Raw genomic sequence first — 12,656 nt, 5'->3', positions numbered from 1 at the left:
CATGCGGAAGACGCAGCCGGCCGCGCGGATGCTGGCCGTCTCGCACGGTTGCCACGGGGCGCTCCCCGGCCGATGATGCGCAAAACGGATCAGAACGATCGAGAGGGAGCGAATGCGCGGGCGTCGTGTGCTGATGGAATCGTTCGTGTCGCACGGCGTGCGCCATATCTTCGGCAATCCCGGCACGACCGAAACGCCGCTGCTCGATAGCCTGCCGGCCTTTCCGCAACTCGAATACATCATGGCGCTGCATGAAGGTGTCGCGGTCAGCGCCGCCAGCTTCTACGCGCAGGCGTCGGGGCGGGTCACCGTCGCCAACCTGCACGTCGCTCCCGGCCTCGGCAACGGCATCGGCTCGCTCTACGGCGCGCTGAAGGCGGGTTCGCCCGTGGTCGTGACGGCCGGCCAGCAGGATACGCGAATGCGGCTGAAGAATCCGCTGCTCGGCCATGACCTCGTCGCGATGGCGGCGCCGGTGACCAAGTGGAGCGTGCAGATCGAGCGCGCCGACGAGATCGCGCCGATCATGCGCCGCGCGTTCAAGGTGGCGACCGATGCGCCGCAGGGGCCGGTGTTCGTGTCGCTGCCGATCGACGTCATGGAACAGGAGACCGCGGTCGATGCTCTGGCGCCGGACAATTTGTGGCGCTCGACGCGCCCCGATCCGGCCGGCATCGAAGCGTTTGTCGCGCTGCTTCTGAAGTCGAAAAAGCCGGCCATCATCGCTGGCGACGACGTGGCACGATCGGGCGGCGAGCAGGCGCTGGTGGTGCTCACGGAAGCGATCGGCGCCACCGTGTGGTTCGAGGGGCTCCGCCATCACGCGCCGTTCCCGACCAGCCATCCGAGCTATCGTCAGTCGCTTCCGGGCGACGCAAGGCAGGTGCGCAAGGCGCTCGGCGATGCCGATCTCGTGCTGCTGGTCGGCGGCCCGTTCTTTGAGGACATCTGGTTTGCGCCTGGTGGTCACATCCCTGACGGCGCGTCCGTGCTGCAGATCGAAGCCTCGGCCGAGCGTCTCGCGCTCAACAACCGGCTCGATGCCGGCATCGTCGGCGACATCGCCGTCAGCGTCGGTGTCTTGTCGGAAGCGGTACGTGCAAAGGCGGGCGCGGACTTCAGGCAGGCCGCGCAGAACCGCAATGCCGCGCTGGCCGAATTGCAGGCGAAGGAGAAGGAGGCCTATCGCGCACGCGTCGAGAAAAGCTGGGACCGGCAGCCGACCGCGATGCCGCGTGTCACCGCGGAGCTTCGTCGCGGCCTGCCCGATGATGTCGTCATCGTCGATGAAAGCATCACGGCGAGCCTCGATCTCGCGCGCGCCTTCGACTATCGCGGCTTCGGCGATTATTTCGGCGGTCGTGGCGGCGGCATCGGCCAGGGCCTCGCCGGGGCGATCGGCGTCAAGGTCGCGATGCCGGATCGTCCGGTGGTCGCGATCTCCGGCGACGGCTCGGCGATGTACGCGATCCAGGCGCTGTGGACCGCCGCGCACCACAAGCTTGCGATCGTGTTCGTGGTGCTGGCGAACCGCGAGTACCGCATCCTCAAGCACAATGTGGACGTCTGGCGCCAGAACTTTGAAGCCGGCACCCAGCATCCCTATCAGAACATGGATATCACCGGCCCCGCGCTCGACTTCGTGCATCTCGCGGCCGGCATGGGCGTCGAGGCGGTCAGGGTCGAGAACGCGGACGGCATCGCCGGTGCCGTCGCAAAGGCCGTCGCGGCGCAGCGGCCGTACCTCGTCGAGATCGCAATCGAAGGCAAGCGCTAGAGCATGATCCGGAAAAGTGCGAAGCGGTTTTCCGGCAAGATCATGCTCAAACAGGGAGCAAAGAGCGCGATGACGATTCGATTCGATCGCGTCGCGCTTTAGAGGAGTTTCTCATGGCAGGCATTCTGGACGGCAAGGCTGCATTGGTGACGGGCGGCGGCTCCGGCATCGGCCGGGCGACGGCGATCGCCATGGCGCGTGAAGGCGCGCGCGTGGCGGTGTCGGACCTCTCGAAGGACGGCATCGAGGAGACGGTCGCGCTGATCAATGCCGCCGGCGGCCAGTCGATCGCGATCCAGGGCGACGTCACCGACGAGGCCGAGGTCGCGAACATGGTGGCCCGCACGGTTTCGGCGTTCGGGCGCATCGATTGTGCGTTCAACAATGCCGGCGTTGCCGGGCGCTCCGTCGGGCCGCCCGGCCAGCGCATTCATGAACTCACCCAGGCCTCGGTGGCCAAGATATTCTCAGTGAATCTGATGGGCGTGTTCCTGTGCCTGAAATACGAGGTCGCGCAAATGCTCAAACAGGGCGGTGGCGGCGCCATCGTCAACACGGCCTCGATCGCAGGCCTGGTCGGCCTCGCGACGTCCGGCCACTATGTCGCGACCAAGCACGGTGTCGTCGGGCTGACCAAGTCCGCCGCGATCGAATATGCCCAGGACGGCATCCGCGTGAATTGCGTCAATCCCGGATACATCAAGACGCCGATGACCAAGGAGACGATGGACGAACGCTATGACGAGATCATCGCCAAGGTGCCGGTCCGTCGCCTCGGCGTGCCCGAGGAAATCGCCGAAGCCGTGGTCTGGATGTGCTCGGACAAGGCGTCGTTCATGACCGGCGCATCGCACGTGGTCGACGGCGGTTACAGCGCGGCCTGATCTCTGAAGGCCTTGTTTAGGTTAGTGGCCCATTTGCACAAAGCCACGTTGATCTTCGCGACTTCAACGCTCTTGCTGTGAGTGGTGCATCTCAGCCAATATCGCGTTTGGCAACGAAGAGCTTCGAGGTGTTCAAACTCAATCGCATCGTCGGTTTCATCATTCTAGCAGCGCTCGTCTACGGCGTGCTCCAGGCTTACGGGTTACTTCCTGAGGGCGCACCTCGGCTGTTTCCTCAACGCAGCGGTTCGCCCGCGGCTTAAGATTGATGCTCCACATCCGAACGTCCGCTGCTGGACCCATAGCGGGTATCGTTTGACGCCGATTTTGGTCGCCTCCTTCGGCAAACGGAACCGAAGCCGGTCCAGCCTGTTTGGTACGATTAGCCAAGGGAGGTCGGAATGAGGATCATTCTGATGACGACGATTGGCTGGGCGTTGTCGTGTGGATTCGCGCTAGCCCAGGCCGATCCCAACAAGGACGTGAACACGGCAACCGGGCGCTCGGCACCGGAAGAAAAAGGTCAATTGCAGCCACAAGGTTGGACCGGGCCACTTGAAACAAAATCAGGTGGTGCGCCGCCGGAAAGCCCGCAAGGTCAAAGCCCGCCGGGAATGCAGGGAGCGCCGGACGGATCGACAAAAACCGTGGTTGAACCGCGGAAGTAAGTCCCACGTCTTGTCTGTGAAAGGCCAGCTTCCCTTAGGGTGAACCGGCCCTCGAGCTCGCCCTTTGCAGCAAGCGGACTTCGCGGCAGCGCGGAATGACGTCAAAGCTTGATCCAAGCGGACCCTGGTAGGCTTGCGCCAACCAGCCGTGCGTATCGATGGGTTGATCCGCTTCCGGCACTAACGTAGTCGTTCGCGATGAACGAACGTCCGGCCATCGCCAAGGCTGCAGCTCTTCCAGATACGAAAGCCATCCTGCTCGGGGTCGCATGCGGCCTCGGTGCGGCGCTGTGCTGGGCGCTCGGCTTCGTGGCGACCCGACACGGCCTGAAGGTCGGTTTCACACCGGTCGACCTGCTGATGCATCGCTTCCTGTGGTCGGGCATCGTCTTCCTGCCGCTCGTTGTGCGCGCCGGCCTCCGCGATCTCTGCGGCATCGGCTGGGGCCGCGGCATGGCGCTGATGCTGCTGGGCGGGCCGGTGATGTCGCTGATCAGCTATGCCGGCTTCATGTTCGTGCCGCTGGGGCATGGCAGCGTGATCCAGCCGTCCTGCGCGACGCTGGGTGGATTGTTTCTCGCGGTCGTCTTGCTGAAGGAAGCGGTCTCGCTCTCGCGGGCAGCCGGCGCTGTCGTCATCGTCGTCGGCCTTGCCGTGATCGGCAGCGAGTCGATCGGCCATATGGGGCCGAGCGCCGTGATCGGCGATTTGATCTTCGTTGCGACCGGCTTGATGTTCGCAGGCTTCGCCACGCTGGTGCGCTATTGGCGTGTCTCGGCGTTCTCCGTGGCCAGCGTCATCAGCGTGCTGTCGCTCTCGCTGTTTCCGCTGTACGCCGCCTCGGGTGGGCTCGCTCGCGATGCGGCCATCGGCCTGCATGAAAACGCGCTGCAGGCCATCGCCCAGGGCATCCTGGCCGGGCCCGCGGCGATGTATCTGTTCGCGGTGTCGATCCAGCGCCTCGGCGTTGCCCGCGCAGCCGTATTTCCTGCGACCGTGCCGGTGCTGACCCTGCTGTTGGGATGGCTCCTGATCGGCGAGCCACCGACCACGCTGCAGGCGGCCGGATTGGCCGCCGTGTTGGCCGGATTCTATCTCGCGCAGCGGCAGCGCTAGACGGCTTTGCCGACGTCCTGATGGCGCGCGGTCGCGGCGACGATTGACAAGCAAGCGAGGGATCGCGGATGGTGCGGCTCTCCGCCGTGTCGCAATGAGACGCCGATGCAAGTTCAACGTTTGGCGCTGCCGATGCTTGCAGGGCTCGTGCTTGCAGCTTCGGCTTTGTCGGGCGCAGCCCAGGCGCAAGGCGCCGCCGAGCCGGTACCGCAGACCTCGCAGTGGCAGACCTGGCAGTGGCAGACCTCGACGCCGGAAGAGCAGGGGATGGATTCCGCCGCGCTGGCGCGGCTCGTCAATGACGGCGCGGCCCACAGTCTCGATAGCCTCCTGATCGCGCGGCACGGCCGGATCGTGCTCGACGCCTACTATGCGCCCTACACGCCGGAGATCCCGCATCTGTTCAATTCCGTCACCAAGGCGGTGACCGGAACGCTGGTCGCGATGCTGCTCAGGGATGGCGTGCTCGACAGCCTCGACCATCGCATGGTGGATTTCTTCGGCGATCGCACCATCGCCAATCTCGACGACCGCAAGCGGGCGATCACGGTCCAGACCATGCTGGACATGACCTCGGGAATGGCCTGGACCGAAGGCGTTGAGGGTGGCCGACCGGACTCGCTGATCGAGTGGGAGCGCAGCCCTGATGCGATCCAGTTCATCCTCGATCGCCCGATGGCGAAGGCGCCGGGCGAGGCGTTCTACTACAACACCGGCAATGCGCAGCTGTTGGCCGCCATAATCAACAAGCTCACCGGCATGAGCGCGCGGGACTACGCGGTGACCAAACTGTTTCGCCCGCTCGGGATAGCCGCGCCGTACTGGAACAGCATCGGTCCCGGACTGACGCAGGGCGGCGGCGGACTTCAGCTCGCGCCGCGCGACGCCGCCAGGATCGGCCTGCTCTATCTGCATGACGGTGAATGGGACGGGCAGCGCTTGCTGCCGACCGGCTGGGTCGATCGCATCAGGCATGCGACGACGGAGATGCACGCCTCGTTCGACTCATCGTTGCGCTACGCCAATTTCTTCTGGGTGATGCCGCAGCGGCAGGTTGTCATGGCGGTCGGCGACCGCTGCCAGCTCGTCATGCTGTTTCCCGCGCTCGACATCGTCACGGTCGTGACCGCGCGCGACTATTGCTCGTTCGGCAGGATGGCCGACGGGATTTCCGGCGCGGTCAAATCCGACACGGCGCTGCCGGTGAACTCCGTCGGCGGCAATCAGCTCGCGGGCGCGTTGCGCGATATCGCAACCGAGAAGCTGTCGACGGTTGGTGCCGTGCCCGAGACGGCCGCCGCCATCTCCGGCAAGACCTGGCGCTTCCCGGCCAATGGCTTCAATTTGCGGGCACTGACGCTGCATCTGACGGATCAGCCCGCGCACTACGAACTCGAAACGGCGACGCCGGATTCGGCGAGGCCGGTGACGACAGTGGCAGGACCGATCGGGCTCGACGGTGCCTACCGTCTCGGTCAGCCAATGGCGCTCGGCGTGATGGCACTGAAGGGGACGTGGCAGGACAACCAGACATTCGCGATCGACCTGCGTCTGGTCGGCGGCGATACCGACCGCCGATGGCTGCTGTCATTCGATGGCGGCAAGGCCCGGCTCAGCGGCAAGGATCGCTTCGGCCGCGACGTTAAGGCCGACGCTGAAGCGCCGGGCGCGCAATAGCTCGAGCGCGGGCCGCGTCCCTGTCCATTTCGGGCACGTGAAGCTCGGCTTCCTTCGCGTCGTCCCGGCGAAGGCCGGGACCCATACGCCGCGGCGGACGTTGTAGCTGGGACTGGTCGTTGCAGTAGTGCAGAAGGCGTCGTGCCCGCGCAGCGATCTTGGCGGCATGATCGCAGGAAATCACGACCGGCGCACGCCAACACGCACACCGCCATGGCAGACGGCCGCGCGAATCGACAATGCTAAGGAAACTATGCGCCCGAGGCTCTCAGCGCGGCGGCGACCTTATTGGTCCACCTTCGGCGTCTTGCCCGCAATGTCGAGGCCGAACCGGAGCGCGCGCTCCTGGCGCTCTTCCGTCAGCAGCTTCAATTCCCGTTCCAGCGACCGCGCCACCTCGTCCTGGGTTTCCTTGGAGCGGCGACGGGAGTCGCCTTGCGGTTTGGCCGGTTCGGCAGTCACGGGAGAAGCCCTTGTCATCACAGTGTCACAGGCCCTGATCGCACGGCGGGAGTCGGGGCGACAATCAAAAAGAATTCAGTGGGTGCATCTTTGGAAGGTTTGCTGTGCGTCTGATTCAAATTTGGGCAGAAAATTCTCTTAAGTGTTGCCTCGAATGGAGCCGGACCCCTTCGGCCCGCCGTCTCATCAATTCGGATAAGAGAGCCCGGTTCCGACGAAATCATTTCCGGATTCGCACGAAGGCGTCCTGAAACCGACAAGGTCTAACCTTAGTAGCGTTGTGAAGGACGGCTGCCTGGTGAGACGCTGAGGACCGCGGTGGTGAGATTCACAACCTGGGTCGCAAGGTCAGTCGGTCCTGCTGAGACGTTGGGGATGATCCCGGAAATGAAGAAGTTGAATGCTGTGCCATATGTCTGGGCGGCCGCGCTGATTGCGGTCGCGATCTGGGGCGTGAGCGGCACCCCGCAGACGGCACACACCTCTGCCAGCACCCATCTGGCCCGGGTGCGCTAGAGCTTCGGCCGCAGCGAGCGCTGCATATCCATCGTGTAGGTGTAGCGCCCCTCGGGGTGCGTGGTGATGGTGACTTCGAACAGTTCCTCGCGCTGGCCGTAGTAGCGGCGTACCACGGTGAGCGCCGGCGAGCCGGTCTTGACGCCGAGCGCCCTGGCGATCGGCGCCGGCATGCCCCGCACGAAGATTTCCATCTGCGCGCGCTCGGTGACCTGGCCGTACATCCTGGCGATCTGCTCATGCACCGGGGTGCGACCGTGGTCGGGCCGGGTCACGACATCGGCGAACCGGCGCAGCACGTAGATCTCGGCCCAGCCGAGCGGGGCTGCGAACTGGTCGGAGCGGCGCACCGCCTCGATCAGGAACCAGCTCTTGCCGGGCTCGCATTTCAAGAGCCCGGCCAGCTTGCGGTCGGCGACGATGTCGCTGCTGGCAACGACGTCGCGGTAGGTTTCGTTGGAATAGCGCAGCCACTCGCCGAGCGACTTGACGCTGTGGGTGAACAGCACCGGCGGCTCGGATGCGATCACCACCGAGCCGAGGCCGGCGCGGCGCACGATCAGGCCCTGGTCGATCAGGATGCGCAGCGCCTCGCGCACGGTCTGCCGGCTGGCCTGGTAGCTCGCCATCAGCTCGGTCTCGGTCGGCAGCAGATTGCCGACCGCGTAGGTGCCGAGCCGGATGTCCTTCTGCAGTCCGGTGGCGATGTCGCGGTAGCGGGACGATCGCGCTCGGTCCGGTTGTTCAGACATGGCGGATCACTGGTATGCCGTATGGCAGACGACCGGATGTGCCGATTGCATCGACTGCAGCGCGGCCTCGAACGCGGCGAGCGTCGCCAGCACGTCTGCCTCGAGCACCGGGAACGGCTGCTTGCCTTCGACGGCGTCGGCAAAGGCCGATAGTTCCGCGGTGAGGGTGTCGATTGCCGGATAGCGCGTCGTCGCAGGCGCCTCGCCGGATTTCCGCAGCACCATCGTCTGTTCGTCGAGCACCTCGGCGGATCCCTTCGTTCCGAACACATGCACGCGCCAATAGAACGGTGTTGCGCGAATTGTCGCAAGGGTTGCGCTCACGCCATTCACAAATTCAATCGCCAAGGTTGCAGTGTCGAGCGGCGGCGGTCCGGCCTCGCGCGCACTCAACCGGGCATAGACCTGGCGCGCGGGACCAAGCAGGCTGACGAAGCCGTCGAGCACATGCAGCCCCGCGCCGGTCAGGCCGCCGCCCGGCGATTCCTCGGGCGACAGCCGCCAGCCCTGCGTGATGCTCTGCGAGTTCTCGTTGCTGTTGTGACCCTCGACATGCAGGATGGTGCCGAGCTCGCCACTGGCTGTGATCGCGCGCAGCGCCTGCATCGACGGCCAGAACCGGCGGTTATGCCCGACCGCGAGCACCACGCCGGCGCTGCGGCACGCCGCGAACATCTCCGCGGCATCGGCGCGCCGAAGCGCCAGCGGCTTCTCGCAAAACACCTGCTTACCGGCGCCGGCTGCCGCGATCACCTGGCCCTTGTGCAGCGAATGCGGCGTCGCCAGCAGCACGGCATCGATGCGAGGGTCGGCGAGGACATCGTCCAGGCTCGCCGCGATGGAGAGGCCGTGCGCCTCGCAAAAGCTGGCGGCGCCGTTGGCGTCGGGTTCCACCGCGCGGACGATCCTGAGCCGCGGCTCGTTGCGCGCGGCCCGGACCAGTGCGCGGCCCCATCGACCGAGGCCCGCGATCGCACAGTTGATCATGACTGTCCCTCACCGTGGCCGCGGCCGGCCCGGATCGCCTCGATGACCGCGGCGCTGTCGTTGTCTGGCCCTTGAAGCGCGATCGCCGCGCGCAGCAGTTCGGCCTGCACCGAGGTCAGCGGCAAGGGCAGGCCGTGCCGACCGGCCTCCTGCAGGATCAGCTCGGCATCCTTCAAGGTCTGCGCGATATGCGATTGCGGCGAGAAATCCCGCGCCAGCATCTTCGGCCCCTTGCTGTCCATCACCTTGGAATATGCCGCCGATTGCCGCGCGGTCGCAAGGAACGCCGCGCCGTCGAGGCCGAGGCTTTCGGCAAAGGCGATGCCCTCGGCCAGCGCGGCGCGGTTGTTCTGCAGGATCAGGTTGATGGCGAGCTTGGTGCGGCTGGCATTGCCGATCGCGCCGACATTGATCCGCTGCGGGCAGAGGATATCGAGCGTCGCCGCGGCGGCGTCGATGATGTCGGCATCGCCGGCGACCAGCGCGGTAGCCGTGCCCGCACGGACCTCGGCGCTGGTCCCCGAGATCGGCGCTTCGATGAAGGCGAGGCGCGAGCGGGAGGCGAATTCGGCGATTGCCGCGATCTCGCCCGGCGCGCAGGTGGTGGTGCAGATGATGCGCGGCGGCGCCGTCGCGTTGGCGAGCTCCGGCAGCAATCCCTTGACCTGGGCCGCGTCATCCACCGCGATGACGATGGTCCGGCAGCGCGCTGCCACGTCGGCGGCAAAAGCCGCGAACTCGGCGCCGCTGGCTCGCAGGCCATCTGTCTTCGCGGCGTCGATGTCGAAGCCGATCACCCCGATGCCGGCGTCGATCAGCCGCGCGGAGAGCGCCGATCCCATCAGCCCCAGGCCAATCATGCCAACGGGTGTCTCGCGAGCCATGATGCGACGCCGCCTCGCTTTATTGCGGCTGGATGCCGGCCGCCTTGACCTCCGCCGACCAGCGCACGACCTCGCTCCTGACGAAGGCACCGAACTCGGCGGGCGCGAGCGGCGCCACCATCACGCCGACATCGGCGAGCTTCTTCCTCGTCTCCGGCATCGCGAGGTACTTCGCACACTCGGCGTAGAGTTTGCTGACCACGGGTTCCGGCGTGCCGGCGGGCGCGAACAGGCCGTACCAGATCGTGGCCTCGAAGCCCGGCATCGCTTCCGCGAGCGCGGGCAGGCCGGGCGTCAGCTCGTTGCGGGTCGCCGACGTCACGGCGATGCCGCGCAAGGTGCCGCCCTGCATCTGCGGGATCGCGACCGAGAAGTCGCCGAAGGTGAGATCGATCACCCCCGCCATCACGTCGGTCATCGCCTGCGGGACGCCGCGATACGACGCCGCGACCAGCGACAGGCCGCCGCGCGATTGCAGCTGGGCGATCGAGATCTGCGATGCGCCGGAACCGTAGCCCGCGGTCAGGTTGGGATTGGCCTTGGCGTAGCTGAGGAACTGCGGCAGGTCCCTGGCCGCGAGCTTGGGATTGACCAGCAGCACCATCGCCGTGGTGGTGGTGCGGATGACAGGTGCGAAATCCTTCACCGGGTCGTAGGGCAGGCTCTTCAGCGTCGCGACGTTGCTGGCATGGGTGGTGTTGGTGCCCATCAACAGCGTGTAGCCGTCGGGCGCGCTGCGGGCGACCTCCTGGGCGCCGATGCTGCCGAGCGCGCCGGCGCGGTTCTCGATCAGCACGGTCTGGCCGAACGCGTCCTGCAGATGCTGGCCGACCAGCCGCGCGACATTGTCGGGACCGGCGCCGGCCGGGAATGGCACGATGATCTTGAGCGGCCGTTGCGGGAAATCGTCCGCGGCGAAAGCCGGCAGGATGGAAAGCGTCGCAAGCAGGACGACGAGCAGCCCCAGCCGTAACTTCATCCCGGTCCCCTCGTGTCTGCTTTTGCAAATTTATACGGACAAATACCTTAGAAAGGCAAGCGCCAGGCCTGCTGGAATGTTGAGGTGCGTCATATTTATCCGTATAAATAGCCCATTCAGGGGAGCCAGACGACGATGGTGGACATCAGCGATCTCCATGCGCGCGGACTGCGCCGGCGCCAGAAGATGTTCGGCGAGGGCGATGTCGCCAAGCGGATGGCCGCTGCGGGCGATTTCGGCACGCCGCTGCAGGACATCATCAATGCCTATGTCTACGGCGACGTCTGGGAGCGCAGCGGGCTGTCCGACCAGATCCGCAGCCTCGTGATGCTCGGCATCACCGCGGCGAGCAGCAAGCCGGCCGAGTTCCGCGTGCATGCCAAGGGCGCGCTGGCCAATGGCTGCACCGCCGCGCAGGTGCAGGACGTGCTGCTGCTGGTCGCGATGTATTGCGGCATTCCGGCCGCGATCGAGACCAGCAAGATCGCAGCCGAGGTGTTCGGCGAGGCGCCGCCGGAGGGGTAGGGCACGGGCCCTTGCCGTGATAGGGACGTTGCCGTCTGCGACCGGCAACAGGATTTGCCCATGTCCGCCTTCCCGACCTCGACCACCGTGCTCGATTCCGTATTGTTTCGCGATGCCTTCGGCACGCGCGAGATGCGCGAGGTGTTTTCCGACCTGCGGCTGATCGAGCGCTATGCCGAGGTCGAGGTCGCGCTGGCGAAGGCCGAAGCGCGCTGCGGTGTGATTCCCGCTGAAGCCGCCGCGGAGATCGCAAAACGTACCGATGTTGCCGCGCTCGATTTCGATCTGCTGCGGCAGGAGACCGACGTCGTCGGCTACCCGATCCTGCCGCTGGTGCATCAGATGGCCAAGCAGTGCGGCGAGGCCGGCCGCTACGTCCATTGGGGCGCGACCACGCAGGACGTCATGGACACCGCCGTGGTGCTGCAACTGCGCGACGGATTGAAGATCATCGAGGACGACATCGCTGCGCTGCGCGGCATCCTCGCCGATCTCTCGAAAAAATACCGCGACACGCCGATGGCCGGCCGCACCCATCTGCAGCAGGCGCTGCCGGTGACGTTCGGCTACAAGACCGCGATCTGGCTCGCCGCGTTCGATCGCCACGCCGCGCGGCTTGCGGAGCTGAAGCCGCGCGTGCTGGTCGGCCAGTTCGCCGGCGCCGCCGGCACGCTGGCCTCGCTCGGCGACAAGGGTTTCGAGGTCCAGCAGGCGCTGTGCGAGGAACTCGGGTTCGGCGTGCCCGTCTCGACCTGGCATGTCGCGCGCGACGGCTTGGCGGAAGCGGTGAATTTCCTCGCGCTGGTCACGGGAACGCTCGGCAAGATCGCGCTCGACATCATGATCATGGCGTCGACCGAGTTCGCCGAGGTCTACGAGCCGTTCGTCAAAGGGCGCGGCGCGTCCTCGACCATGCCGCAGAAGCGCAACCCGATCTCGTCGGAGCTGATGCTCGCCGCCGCCAAGGCGGTGCGCCAGCATGCCGGCCTGATGCTGGATGCGATGGTGCAGGATTTCGAGCGCGCCACCGGTCCATGGCACGCCGAATGGATGGCGATCCCGGAAAGCTTCGTGCTGACCGCGGGCGCGCTGCACCAGGCGAGGTTCGCGCTTGGCGGTCTGATCGTCGACGAGCAGCGGATGGCCGACAATCTCGACATCAGCTGCGGGCTGATCGTGGCCGAAGCCGTGATGATGGGCCTTGCGCCTTCGATCGGCCGACAGGAGGCGCATGACGTGGTCTATGACGCCTGCCGCCGCGCCAACGACAAGGGCCTGACGCTGGCCGAGGCGCTGGCGGCGGATGATCGCGTCGCCAGCCGGATCGATCGGGCGACGATCGACCGCCTCACCGCGCCGAAAAACTATCTCGGCCTGGCGCCGCAGATGGTCGACCGGGTGCTGGCCTCGGTGAAGCGGTAAAATTCGA

The 12,656-nt window shown here is 66.0% G+C and carries 12 protein-coding genes; 7 read left to right on the top strand and 5 right to left on the bottom strand.

Features of this window, described 5'->3' with window-relative positions:
* Positions 1-112: 112 nt before the first annotated feature.
* From J2R78_RS14080 to J2R78_RS14060, 5 genes are all read left to right on the top strand, one after another.
* Complete coding sequence (locus J2R78_RS14080) at positions 113-1,777, top strand: thiamine pyrophosphate-binding protein (protein WP_253605011.1); 1,665 nt, start codon at positions 113-115, stop codon at positions 1,775-1,777.
* 113 nt (positions 1,778-1,890) lie between these two features.
* Complete coding sequence (locus J2R78_RS14075) at positions 1,891-2,661, top strand: SDR family NAD(P)-dependent oxidoreductase (RefSeq protein WP_253605010.1); 771 nt, start codon at positions 1,891-1,893, stop codon at positions 2,659-2,661.
* Between the two features lie 401 nt (positions 2,662-3,062).
* Complete coding sequence (locus J2R78_RS14070) at positions 3,063-3,329, top strand: hypothetical protein (RefSeq protein WP_141340539.1); 267 nt, start codon at positions 3,063-3,065, stop codon at positions 3,327-3,329.
* Positions 3,330-3,527: 198 nt separating this feature from the next.
* Complete coding sequence (locus J2R78_RS14065) at positions 3,528-4,445, top strand: DMT family transporter (RefSeq protein ID WP_253605008.1); 918 nt, start codon at positions 3,528-3,530, stop codon at positions 4,443-4,445.
* Between the two features lie 105 nt (positions 4,446-4,550).
* A complete protein-coding gene (locus tag J2R78_RS14060; protein ID WP_253605006.1) occupies positions 4,551-6,122 on the top strand; it encodes a serine hydrolase in 1,572 nt (523 codons plus the stop codon).
* A 285-nt stretch (positions 6,123-6,407) separates the two neighbouring features.
* On the opposite strand, the gene J2R78_RS14055 is transcribed toward J2R78_RS14060, so the two are convergent.
* The 5 genes from J2R78_RS14055 to J2R78_RS14035 all read right to left on the bottom strand — a co-directional run bounded on the left by J2R78_RS14055 (position 6,408) and on the right by J2R78_RS14035 (position 10,702).
* On the bottom strand, positions 6,408-6,584 hold the full coding sequence (locus J2R78_RS14055) for a hypothetical protein (RefSeq protein WP_162832420.1): 177 nt from the start codon (positions 6,582-6,584) through the stop codon (positions 6,408-6,410).
* Between the two features lie 512 nt (positions 6,585-7,096).
* Complete coding sequence (locus tag J2R78_RS14050; protein ID WP_225164541.1) at positions 7,097-7,852, bottom strand: GntR family transcriptional regulator; 756 nt, start codon at positions 7,850-7,852, stop codon at positions 7,097-7,099.
* Positions 7,853-7,858: 6 nt separating this feature from the next.
* The gene (locus tag J2R78_RS14045) at positions 7,859-8,839 is read right to left on the bottom strand and encodes a Gfo/Idh/MocA family protein (RefSeq protein WP_253605004.1); all 981 of its coding nucleotides are present in this window, start codon (positions 8,837-8,839) and stop codon (positions 7,859-7,861) included.
* A complete protein-coding gene (locus J2R78_RS14040) occupies positions 8,836-9,723 on the bottom strand; it encodes an NAD(P)-dependent oxidoreductase (RefSeq protein WP_253605002.1) in 888 nt (295 codons plus the stop codon). Before J2R78_RS14040 ends, J2R78_RS14045 begins: the two co-directional genes overlap by 4 nt.
* A 19-nt stretch (positions 9,724-9,742) precedes the next feature.
* Complete coding sequence (locus J2R78_RS14035) at positions 9,743-10,702, bottom strand: tripartite tricarboxylate transporter substrate binding protein (protein ID WP_253605000.1); 960 nt, start codon at positions 10,700-10,702, stop codon at positions 9,743-9,745.
* 135 nt (positions 10,703-10,837) lie between these two features.
* On the opposite strand from J2R78_RS14035, the gene J2R78_RS14030 reads away from it, so the two are divergent.
* Positions 10,838-11,227 carry a carboxymuconolactone decarboxylase family protein gene (locus J2R78_RS14030; protein WP_212054563.1) on the top strand — a complete coding sequence of 130 codons (390 nt, stop codon included), beginning with the start codon at positions 10,838-10,840 and terminating at the stop codon, positions 11,225-11,227.
* A 60-nt stretch (positions 11,228-11,287) separates the two neighbouring features.
* Positions 11,288-12,649, top strand: coding sequence for an adenylosuccinate lyase family protein (locus J2R78_RS14025; protein ID WP_253604998.1), 1,362 nt, complete (start codon positions 11,288-11,290; stop codon positions 12,647-12,649).
* Positions 12,650-12,656 lie beyond the last annotated feature (7 nt).

Source organism: Bradyrhizobium sp. USDA 4538 (assembly GCF_024171045.1).
In the GTDB taxonomy this organism is placed as follows: domain Bacteria; phylum Pseudomonadota; class Alphaproteobacteria; order Rhizobiales; family Xanthobacteraceae; genus Bradyrhizobium; species Bradyrhizobium australafricanum.
The sequence above is the reverse complement of the archived record's forward strand: the minus strand, read 5'-3'. Positions and strand labels throughout refer to the sequence as shown.

Excerpts from the sequence above, each read along its gene's own strand:
- J2R78_RS14080 (WP_253605011.1), top strand. The coding sequence starts at position 113 with ATGCGCGGGCGTCGTGTGCTGATGGAATCGTTCGTGTCGCACGGCGTG.
- J2R78_RS14075 (WP_253605010.1), top strand. The coding sequence starts at position 1,891 with ATGGCAGGCATTCTGGACGGCAAGGCTGCATTGGTGACGGGCGGCGGC.
- J2R78_RS14070 (WP_141340539.1), top strand. The coding sequence starts at position 3,063 with ATGAGGATCATTCTGATGACGACGATTGGCTGGGCGTTGTCGTGTGGA.
- J2R78_RS14065 (WP_253605008.1), top strand. The coding sequence starts at position 3,528 with ATGAACGAACGTCCGGCCATCGCCAAGGCTGCAGCTCTTCCAGATACG.
- J2R78_RS14060 (WP_253605006.1), top strand. The coding sequence starts at position 4,551 with ATGCAAGTTCAACGTTTGGCGCTGCCGATGCTTGCAGGGCTCGTGCTT.
- J2R78_RS14050 (WP_225164541.1), bottom strand. The coding sequence starts at position 7,852 with ATGTCTGAACAACCGGACCGAGCGCGATCGTCCCGCTACCGCGACATC.
- J2R78_RS14045 (WP_253605004.1), bottom strand. The coding sequence starts at position 8,839 with ATGATCAACTGTGCGATCGCGGGCCTCGGTCGATGGGGCCGCGCACTG.
- J2R78_RS14040 (WP_253605002.1), bottom strand. The coding sequence starts at position 9,723 with ATGGCTCGCGAGACACCCGTTGGCATGATTGGCCTGGGGCTGATGGGA.
- J2R78_RS14035 (WP_253605000.1), bottom strand. The coding sequence starts at position 10,702 with ATGAAGTTACGGCTGGGGCTGCTCGTCGTCCTGCTTGCGACGCTTTCC.
- J2R78_RS14030 (WP_212054563.1), top strand. The coding sequence starts at position 10,838 with ATGGTGGACATCAGCGATCTCCATGCGCGCGGACTGCGCCGGCGCCAG.
- J2R78_RS14025 (WP_253604998.1), top strand. The coding sequence starts at position 11,288 with ATGTCCGCCTTCCCGACCTCGACCACCGTGCTCGATTCCGTATTGTTT.